The 9672-nt window shown below is 30.8% G+C and carries 7 protein-coding genes; 6 read left to right on the forward strand and 1 reads right to left on the reverse strand.

Annotation, left to right across the window (positions count from 1 at the left end):
• The first annotated feature begins 77 nt into the window (after positions 1-77).
• The 3 genes from tnpA to tnpC all read left to right on the forward strand — a co-directional run bounded on the left by tnpA (position 78) and on the right by tnpC (position 2469).
• Entirely contained in the window at positions 78-398 is a 321-nt protein-coding gene (gene tnpA, locus VIM70_RS00765) for an IS66 family insertion sequence element accessory protein TnpA (protein ID WP_331943130.1), read from the forward strand.
• Positions 392-748 (forward strand): IS66 family insertion sequence element accessory protein TnpB, encoded by a 357-nt coding sequence (tnpB, locus tag VIM70_RS00770; protein WP_331943132.1) that lies wholly within the window; start codon positions 392-394, stop codon positions 746-748. The genes tnpA and tnpB overlap by 7 nt, the downstream gene beginning before the upstream one ends.
• A 122-nt stretch (positions 749-870) precedes the next feature.
• A complete protein-coding gene (gene tnpC / locus VIM70_RS00775) occupies positions 871-2469 on the forward strand; it encodes an IS66 family transposase (protein ID WP_414648634.1) in 1599 nt (532 codons plus the stop codon).
• A gap of 21 nt (positions 2470-2490) precedes the next feature.
• On the opposite strand, the gene VIM70_RS00780 is transcribed toward tnpC, so the two are convergent.
• Positions 2491-5307: a type 2 lanthipeptide synthetase LanM family protein gene (locus VIM70_RS00780; RefSeq protein ID WP_331943134.1), complete on the reverse strand. Its 2817-nt coding sequence runs from the start codon at positions 5305-5307 to the stop codon at positions 2491-2493.
• Between the two features lie 978 nt (positions 5308-6285).
• On the opposite strand from VIM70_RS00780, the gene VIM70_RS00785 reads away from it, so the two are divergent.
• From VIM70_RS00785 to VIM70_RS00795, 3 genes are read left to right on the forward strand one after another with little or no spacing between them, the layout of a single operon-like run.
• Positions 6286-7563 (forward strand): sugar ABC transporter substrate-binding protein, encoded by a 1278-nt coding sequence (locus tag VIM70_RS00785; RefSeq protein WP_331943136.1) that lies wholly within the window; start codon positions 6286-6288, stop codon positions 7561-7563.
• A gap of 59 nt (positions 7564-7622) precedes the next feature.
• Positions 7623-8549 carry a sugar ABC transporter permease gene (locus VIM70_RS00790; RefSeq protein ID WP_331943138.1) on the forward strand — a complete coding sequence of 309 codons (927 nt, stop codon included), beginning with the start codon at positions 7623-7625 and terminating at the stop codon, positions 8547-8549.
• Positions 8549-9382, forward strand: a complete 834-nt coding sequence (locus VIM70_RS00795) for a carbohydrate ABC transporter permease (RefSeq protein ID WP_331943140.1) — start codon at positions 8549-8551, stop codon at positions 9380-9382. The genes VIM70_RS00790 and VIM70_RS00795 overlap by 1 nt, the downstream gene beginning before the upstream one ends.
• Positions 9383-9672: the final 290 nt, after the last annotated feature.

Raw genomic sequence — 9672 nt, forward strand, 5'->3', positions numbered from 1 at the left:
GTAAGCGTCAAATACTACCCACATTCCTATGCTCTTTAATTCATGAGATAATAACCTCAAAACAGGGGGGTATTCTTATGTCAGAAACAAAAGTAAACTTCATGTGGCAACATCGAGTAGATGATTACAATGCCAGCGGGCAAACAGTAGCTATTTGGTGTAAAGAAAATGATATTAAGCCGGCCAGGCTACGTTCATGGATTCGCGAATTCAGTACCGATCGCACTGCCACTAAAAAAGTGGCTAATTGGGTTTCAGTTGATGCTACTGAATTAAAGGATGTCATAAGTGAAAAATCTTTAATTGTTAAAATAGGCGTTGCATCCATAGAGATAAACTCCAATTTTGATAAAGATTTATTTTCAAAAGTTACAGAAGTATTGCTTTCGCTATGCTAAGTAACGTCGTAGTAAATAATGTTTATATAGCTTGCGGAGCTACTGATTTACGAAAATCTATTGATGGTCTTGCAATTATAGTACAAGAAACCTTTAATTTGGATCCTTTTTCTAGAAGCTTTTTTGTTTTTTCTAACCGAAATAAAGATAAAATTAAAATCCTTGAATGGGAAATTGACGGATTTTGGCTTCACTACAAACGTCTAGAAAAAGGAAGATTTAAGTGGCCTTCTAATATAAATGGCGAAACATTAAATATAAGTCAAAGGCAACTTAGATGGTTATTAGATGGTTTAACATTAGAACAAAAAGAAGCACATAAACCAGTAAGAGAACGAATAATCATCTAAGAAAAGGCAACAAATATATAGTCAATATCCATACTCATATTATGCTCGTAAACCATGAATAACTAACGGTTTATAGGTATTTTTTTATATCATTTTTTAGCGAATCATGGTATAATTATATCATGATAAATAATAATAAAAACAATAATATAATTGATAATAATACAACTGAATATAGAATGGAAAACCTTGAAAATAAGTGTGCAATGCTAGCCGCATCAAACGAAGAACTCAATGCAAAGCTTAAATGGTATGAGGAACAGTTTCGTCTTGCTAATCAGAAGCGATTTGGTGCTTCTAGTGAAAAAACAGACCTCGATCAACTAAGCATATTTAATGACGCTGAGAAGGAAGCTGATCAAACTGCAATTGAACCTACGGTTGAAGAAATCACTTATAAGCGTCGTAAAAAAGTAGGCCAGAGAGAAAAGATGCTTGAAGACCTCCCTGTTGAGGTTATCGAGTATCGTCTTGAAGGCGATGAAAAAGATTGCCCTAAATGTGGTGAACCCCTACATGAAATGAGTAAGGAAACAAGACGCGAGCTTAAAGTAGTTCCTGCACAAGTAATAGTAGTAGAGCATGTACGTTTTATTTATTCTTGCCGCAATTGCGAGGCAAATGATACTACAACTCCTATTATTACAGCCGCTATGCCATCACCAGTTTTATCTGGTAGTTTAGTGTCACCTTCTTTAATGGCTTTTGTTATGAATCGGAAATTTGTAGAAGCTATTCCTCTCTATAGACAAGAGCAGCAGTTTTCATATTTTGGCGTTGAATTATCACGCCAAACGTTATCCAACTGGATGATTCATGGTTCTAATGATTGGCTGCAAATATTGTATCATAGGATGCATGAACACTTATTAAAGCAGGACATACTTCATGCTGATGAGACAACTCTTCAGGTTCTTAATGAATCCGGCAGAGCCGCAACAACAAAATCCTATATGTGGTTATTCCGTACAGGAAGGGTGGGACCTCCAATTATTATGTATGAATATCAAACTACTAGAGCTGGCAAACATCCCCGTAGATTTTTAGATGGATTTAAAGGGTATGTTCATACTGATGGCTACGCCGGGTATAATGATATTCCTAACGTTAAAATAGTTGGATGCTGGGCACATGCTAGGCGCTATTTTGACGAAAGTCTAAAAGCAATGCCTGATAAATCTACCAGTTCATCAGTGGCTGCAATGGAAGGGTTGAAGTACTGCAACAAATTATTTGAAATTGAAAGAAAACTAGTTGATATAACAGATGAGGATCGTTATAAGCAACGTTTAGAACAAAGTAAACCTGTTCTAGATGCTTTTTTAGTGTGGTTAAATATTAAGAGCAAGCAGGTTCTTCCTAAAAGTGCATTTGGTAAAGCTATCGCTTATTGCCGCAATCAATGGAGGAAACTAGAAAGATTCTTACTTGATGGAAGGCTTGAAATTGATAATAACCGTGCCGAAAGATCTATTAAACCTTTTGTAATTGGTCGAAAAAACTGGTTATTCTCAAACACTTCAAAAGGTGCAACATCGAGTGCTATTATCTATAGCATTATTGAAACGGCCAAAAAAAATGGTTTGAGTCCGTTTCCATATCTAACATATTTATTTGAACAGTTGCCTAATATAGACGTGAATAATAAAGAAAAACTAGATGCTATTCTTCCCTGGTCTAAGGATTTGCCTGATAATTGCAGAAAGCCACTGAAGAAATAATATCATAGCTCAGCTCAGGCCTTAGGTTAAGGTGTGGGCTATTTTACGCTTACTTATGCGTGCCATTCCTATTCCAGGTGCTCCATGACACCAATTAACAGATTCGGGGAAGCCTTTTGCTAATCTATTTTCTCTATTTCTTAAATCAAACCAATTTTTGTCTTCAGGTGAATAAATCGTTCTTTCATATAAAATTGCTTTATATCCATAATCTAAAAACATTTTTTTGTTTGTTATTTTGTAAAGTTCTATAAGCGCCCATGAGATTCCAGAATTTCCATGAGACATTCCGGCCAATGCAATTCCTCCGCCTACAGGAGTATTCCAACCTACACAATCCTTAATGGGAGTAGCCTTTTTTACTAAGTGTTCTCCGCATTTGATTGCAACATCAAGTACTTCTTCGTTTAGATTTTTCTTATATATGTTTAATGCAACAATTAAAGTCCCAGCACAACCAGAAATAATATCAAAACTGCTGTCCTCTTTAATTAGGTCCCTGCACTTTAATATATGAAGAACTCCTTTTCGTTTTAAATCTAATCTACTTAAAATAATTCCCAGAAAATAATAACAATAGGCTATTGAAGCATCTCCAGAATAAGCAGAAATTGAATCTCCATTTTTATAAAATTTTATATAAAGTTCCGCAGATGTTAATATCTTTTCTACGGTATTTATATATTCATCTTTTTTTGTAATTTTATAAAGACATGCAAAGAAAAGTGCACTTCCTAATACACCATCATATAGAGATACATCTAGGGGAGAAAGAATCCATTGACCCCCATTACCTATCATGACATTTGACCAACATAAATCGTTATATTTATCAGTTGACGTTGATAAATTAATAACTTGTGAAGCTAAACTTTCTGCTTCTTCTAACAGATAATAGTTGCTTTTTTCAACTAGATTAGAAGTGAATGAATAGTCCTTTTTATACTCTTTTAATTCCCATTTTTTTATCGGTTTAGCTAACGTTAATTTTATTAAACTTGATTGAAATATTTTATCTTCTTTATTCATATCTTTTATACGTTTTATTACTTCTTTTAAAGGAGTTTCATCATGAAAATTCTTATACTCATTATTAAAACTATCATAAATAGATTTACTATTAACCAAAGAGTAAAAATATGGAATATCTCCATTAAACAAGTCTTTTATTTCCGATGATACAATATCTTTTAATTTGATATCTGTATTTAAGATACTCCACATATTGTCGAAAAGTTTATTTCTATATGCTGCATTTATTAAATATTTGGGATGTGTTGAAACATTTAGCACAATTCCATAATCATTAGTATTTCTAACAATAGTACGTACTCTATTTGTACCAAATTGATAAATTGGTCCATTATGACCTATAAATTCTTGTTTATTATTTAATATAAGTTCATAACAATCATTAAACCCATCTAATAGAAATGAGGTGTATTCTTTGTGATCAACTCTTTGATTATTTAGTAAAGGAATATTTTTTTTGTCTTTTATAACATATGATTCTCTTGTTAATCTAATTTGGTCTGTATAATTATTTTCAAAAGTAAACTTACTCTTTTGAATTTTTTGACCTCCATGTCCAGTTATTCCACTAATATCTTTAATAGTATTTTTATTCATACTAGCTGGGAAAAGGCAAGTCCTCAATACTGAAGATTTAATTTTATCTAGAACTTTTTTATAAGATGTTTCATGCTTTATATCTTTTCCATTAAAACTTTGGAATAAAGATTCAAGATCAATGAAAAAAGGATCAGCTTTGCACATTATTAGATTTTCCATATGCATATCAGTTCCTAACAAAACATGGAACAAACATGTATAAACACCAACTTTATAATAGTTTTCTTTTACTTCTTCTTTATTTGAACAATTTAAATACTCTATATAAGTTTGCCACCCGTAATTTTTCTTTGCAATTAAATTTGTCTTTTTTATTTTATATTTTAATGTTTTTTTGTTGATATAATCAATTAAACTATTAAAACTTTCGTCTACATCTAAAGATCTTGGTTTATATACAATCCTTCCTTTTTCAAAACAAAATATCAAAACAGATTTTTTCCCACAGTGACTATCTCCTAAATTTGATTGTATGTTAATTATATTTCCTGATAAATTAAATTTTGTTTTTATCTCTGAAAAATCATTTTTCAAATTAGAAACGGCTTCTAATATAGATTTTTGTTGTTGAATGCATTCCTCAATTATAATTCGAAGCATAGTTGGATATGTATATATAATATCTTCAAAATTTTTACTCTTTTGAATCTGTTGACAGAAATTTTCATATCTTTCTTCAGAATTATTACCTATCAATCTATTTTCATTACTATATCTTGTTATTTCTACAATTAAAGTTTTTGAAGATATTTTGAGTATAGTAAATAAACTTGATTCTAATATTGATGAAATTAGTACGTCTTTGTCTATATCTCCACCTTGATTTACTACATCAAGAGTAGAGTAGATCCATTTTAAAAATGGATAAGCAAAAACTATAAAAGGATGTTTTAGATATTCTTCGTTTTTTATATATTTCAAAAAATCTTTATTATTATCAAATGTTAACATTATATTTTTGAGATGATTTATCCACTCTGGATTTTTATTATATTTAATTTCACTTACTGTCTGTTGAATAATTTGTTGTAATTCAACTTCAGTCATTTTATAAAAATCTAGAAAATTTTCAATATACTTTTTCGGCAATTTAATATCTTGTATCCATGTTTCAAGTGAAATATCTGAAAGACTAGTTCCATTTGACGCTATTCTTTCTTGTATATAAGCTGATTGCTTTAATTTTTTTACATCTATATTTCCCATACAATACCTCCATATATAACAATAGTTTGTATCTATAGTGTACATTTTTTCATGTGAAATATATTGAGTAAAAAGCGCATGTTAAATTAACTTCAATATATACCTTAACTTTAATTTAAATATAATCAAAAACTAAGTTGTGTGTGTTAATTGAAAACTGGTGACAAATACATTAATATAACCGACATCATGAAAGATATAACAGTTATGTAACATTCAAATTTAAATTAATAATATCTCATCTAACTTCTTCCGGAGGTTATTTTTTTTTGCATTGAAATCCGCGAAGTACTTATAATATTTTAAATTTTAGATATAAATAAATAGTAAAAATAATATATAGGGCAAGATTTAAATAATTATTTTAAAAGTGTTAGCCAATAAGTAAAAAACCCTAGCAATTACGCTAGGCTCTCTAATAGGAGAAGTACTTTAATAAGAGAAATGAGGAAAAGAGGTTTAAATAAAATAAAGATTGTATTTCTACAGACTCTTAATTTAATAAATTATAAAAATCTTCAAGGTATAAAGGGGTTAGTTAAATTTAACTGAATCCTTAACAACACATATAAACCAATGCTTTAATCAAAAAAAATACTAACTTTCAAGAGTTAGTATTTTTTTTATTTCCACTGTCTACTTTATAGGGAGCAGTTCAATTCTGATGTGTTACATTCATTGTTTTTTTGATGACTTATTAATGATGTCACTAAAATTTATATAATGTTTATACAACTTATCCATTGTTTTTCACCATTTAATAACTGCACCTAATAATGATATTTAGCCATAAAATATAGAATTTTCAAATCTGCCAAATAAAATTATTTATAAAATAAAATACACTATGCTCGATAATAAGTTTACAAATTGTTTCGAAAAAGTTTACCAAAAAGAGGATTCTAGTTATTCTAGTCGAATATAAGCTATAAGATGTGAGACCATATGTTGGTCCAAGCACTGAAAGGATGAATAGTAATGAAGAGATTATTAATAGTCTTAGCGTTTGTTTTGGTTGTTTCCATGGCTTTTTACGGATGTAGTAAATCTAATAAGCCAAAAGTAACAACTATTCAGTTTATGGAGACTCTAACCAGTCCTGAGAGGACTAAATTTGTAAAAGAGCTTATATCTGACTTTGAATTAAAGAATAAAGATACAAAAGTTGAATTAATCTCTGAGCCATGGGAACAGGCTCATGATAAAATCATTACACTGTCAGCTGCAAATCAGCTACCAGATGTAATTGAAATGGCGGCAAACTGGGTTTCTGAAATTGGTGCAACCGGTAAGATAGAAAATTTGCAACCATATTTTAATAAATGGGACAAAAAGGATACTCTGACAGAGACAAGTCTTAAGCTTGGTAAAGCATACAAAAACACGCTGTATGTTATACCTCATAGTTTGTATTTCCAAGCAATGTATTATAGGAGTGATTGGTTTAAAGCTGCAGGCATTGCTGTTCCAAACACCACAGAGGAATTCTTTAATACTTCAAAGAAAATTACGGATAAGTCAAAAAATAGATATGGATATTCATTCAGAGGAGGAGCCGGAGGCTGGACTCTTATGTCGAATTTCATTATGACTAATGGAGGATTCACCAATTACTTCGATAAAAACGGTAAGAGTGTATTCAGAAAACCTGAATCCGTTGAAGCATTTAAAAAATTCACTGATATGTATTTCAACGCATCTCCAAAGGATGCCCTTAACTGGGGATATGCAGAAACAGTTGATGCATTCACATCAGGTAATACCGCACTAATTATACAGGACTCTGAAGTAATAAAGTCATGTGAAGAAAAAATGGCTAAAGGAACATTTGAAACAGGATTAGCTCCTGTAGGCCCTGATGGTAAGAGATATTTACAAGGAGGATACGTTGGTTTTTCAATGACATCTACATCTGAAAAGAAAGATGCTGCTTGGAAATTCATTTCTTATATGATGAGCCCTGAAGTCAACCTTAAATGGGGTGTTAAAAATTCAGTTATTCCTTCAACAAAAGTACCTGCTGATAGCGTTGACTTTAAAAAAGGTTTTATTTCTGCATACACAAAAACTTTAGAAGATAAAAATACAGTATTGTTCAGTGCTCCTGAATATTTACCCGAATGGGGAGAATTTACCGGCAAGATCGCTGCGCAAGAACTGCAGTCATATCTATTGAAAAAACAAACTGCACAAGAAACTATGAATAACATATCTACATATTTAGAAAATGCAAATGCTAAATACAATAAAAAATAGTAGTATTAGATCATGAGGAGTGGAGGATTACTCCATTCCTGTTAAAAGGAGGTAGAATATTGGCAAGTAGAAAATTACTAGTAACAAAAAAACGAGTTATAAGTAATATTAAAAAGAAGCAGATTGAGCCTTATTTATATATAATGCCTGGATTAATATTGATGTTTGTTTTTATTGGGTATCCAATTGCAAAAGGGATAGTAACTTCCTTTTACCATTACAAACTAAATGATCCCAATATTCATTTCAATGGTTTGGAAAATTACAAAGCAATATTCGCAGAAAAAGATTTTTGGCAGATTCTGCAGAACTCATTCTGGTGGGTTGCAGGTTCAATAAGCTTCCAGTTTATATTGGGGTTGATTTTGGCACTGCTATTGAATAAAAAATTTAAATTTAGGAGTTTATATCAAGCCTTAGTTCTTGCTCCTTGGGCAGTACCTGGATTTTTGATAGGCTTAATTTGGAAATGGCTACTTAATGGACAGTACGGTGTTATTAATGATATCCTACTCAAATTGCATTTAATTAAAGAACCTATTTCATTCTTAGCACAAGTAAATACGGCACTTTCTTCTGCAATAGTGGCAAATATTTGGTATGGTATACCATTTTTCACAATAATGATTCTGGCTGCACTTCAGTCAATACCGGTTACCTTATATGAATCTGCGGAAATAGATGGTGCAGGAAAAATAGCGAAATTTTTCAAAATAACTCTGCCATACATAAAACCAACTATCATTACAACTTTGCTACTTAGAGTCATATGGATATTTAGTTTTGCAGATATTATATACATAATGACAAATGGAGGACCATTGAATTCATCAAACAATTTGGCTTCTTATATTATTTTCAAAGCATATAAAGCCCTTGATTTCGGACAGGCATCGGCACTAAGCGTCATATTTTTAGTAATACTACTTATATATACTATACTTTATCTATCAATTACAAAGTTTGATAAAGCGGGTGATTTTTAATGAACAGGAAAGATAAATTAAGCAAAGCATTGAGATACATATTAATGGTAGTATTCTTTGTTTTTATGACTTTCCCTATTATATGGATATTTATTACATCGGTAAAGTCAGTTAAAGAAATAGTGACAATACCTATAACATATCTCCCAAAGCATTTTACTTTGGATAATTATGTGAATATATTAAAAACTACAAACTTTCCAGTGTACTTTAAAAATAGTATGATAGTAAGTACTACTGCTTCAATAGGGACCTTGATTATATCACTATTTGCAGGGTATTCTCTGGCAAGGTTTAAATTTGCTGGTAAGAAACTTACTCTCTTTCTATTCCTTGCAACTCAAATGGTTCCTGTGGCAGCAATTATAGTGCCTATATTTATACTTTTTGCAAAGTTAGGTCTTATAAATAATTTGCCAGGATTAATAATAATTTATATAGTTTTAAACATTCCTTTTTGCACCATGATAATAAGAGGTTTCTTCGAAAAAATTCCATATACCTTGGAAGAAGCAGCAATGATTGATGGATGTTCAAGAATACAAGCATTGATAAGAATAATACTTCCTGTAATGAAACCAGGGATTATTGCAACTTTTGTCTTTGCCTTTATGGGAGCATGGAATGAATTATTCTTTAATACACTGTTTATAAGCCGGGAAGCCCTTAAAACTCTTCCAACTGGGATTAATTCCTTTATAGGCAAATATGATATAGATTGGGGAATGATGACGGCAGGTTCTGTCATTGCATTAATACCTATATTTATTATGTTTGGTGTTATCCAAAAGTATTTGGTAAGTGGTCTTACTGATGGTGCTGTCAAAGGTTGATGATTTCACCTTTTTAAAATTCATTCCCAATTTTAAAAAAGTGATCTGTATGCCTTCGAAAAGAATAATGCCTTTTTAATTATGAAATTACGAGGGTGTTTTAAGCCACTTTCTTATATCAAGGATTGATAGTGTTAACTAACTTATGGAAAAACTATAATGAAAATATTAGGATTTAAAATGCAGATTGAAAAGCAAAAATGTATCTTGAATAAATTTAATGTGCTTTATTTGTAGCCGAATTCCTAAAAATTGAGAACTTTATTTTCTATGAATAATAAAAAGCAGCA

The organism is Clostridium sp. (assembly GCF_036569345.1).
Taxonomy (GTDB): domain Bacteria; phylum Bacillota; class Clostridia; order Clostridiales; family Clostridiaceae; genus Clostridium_AD.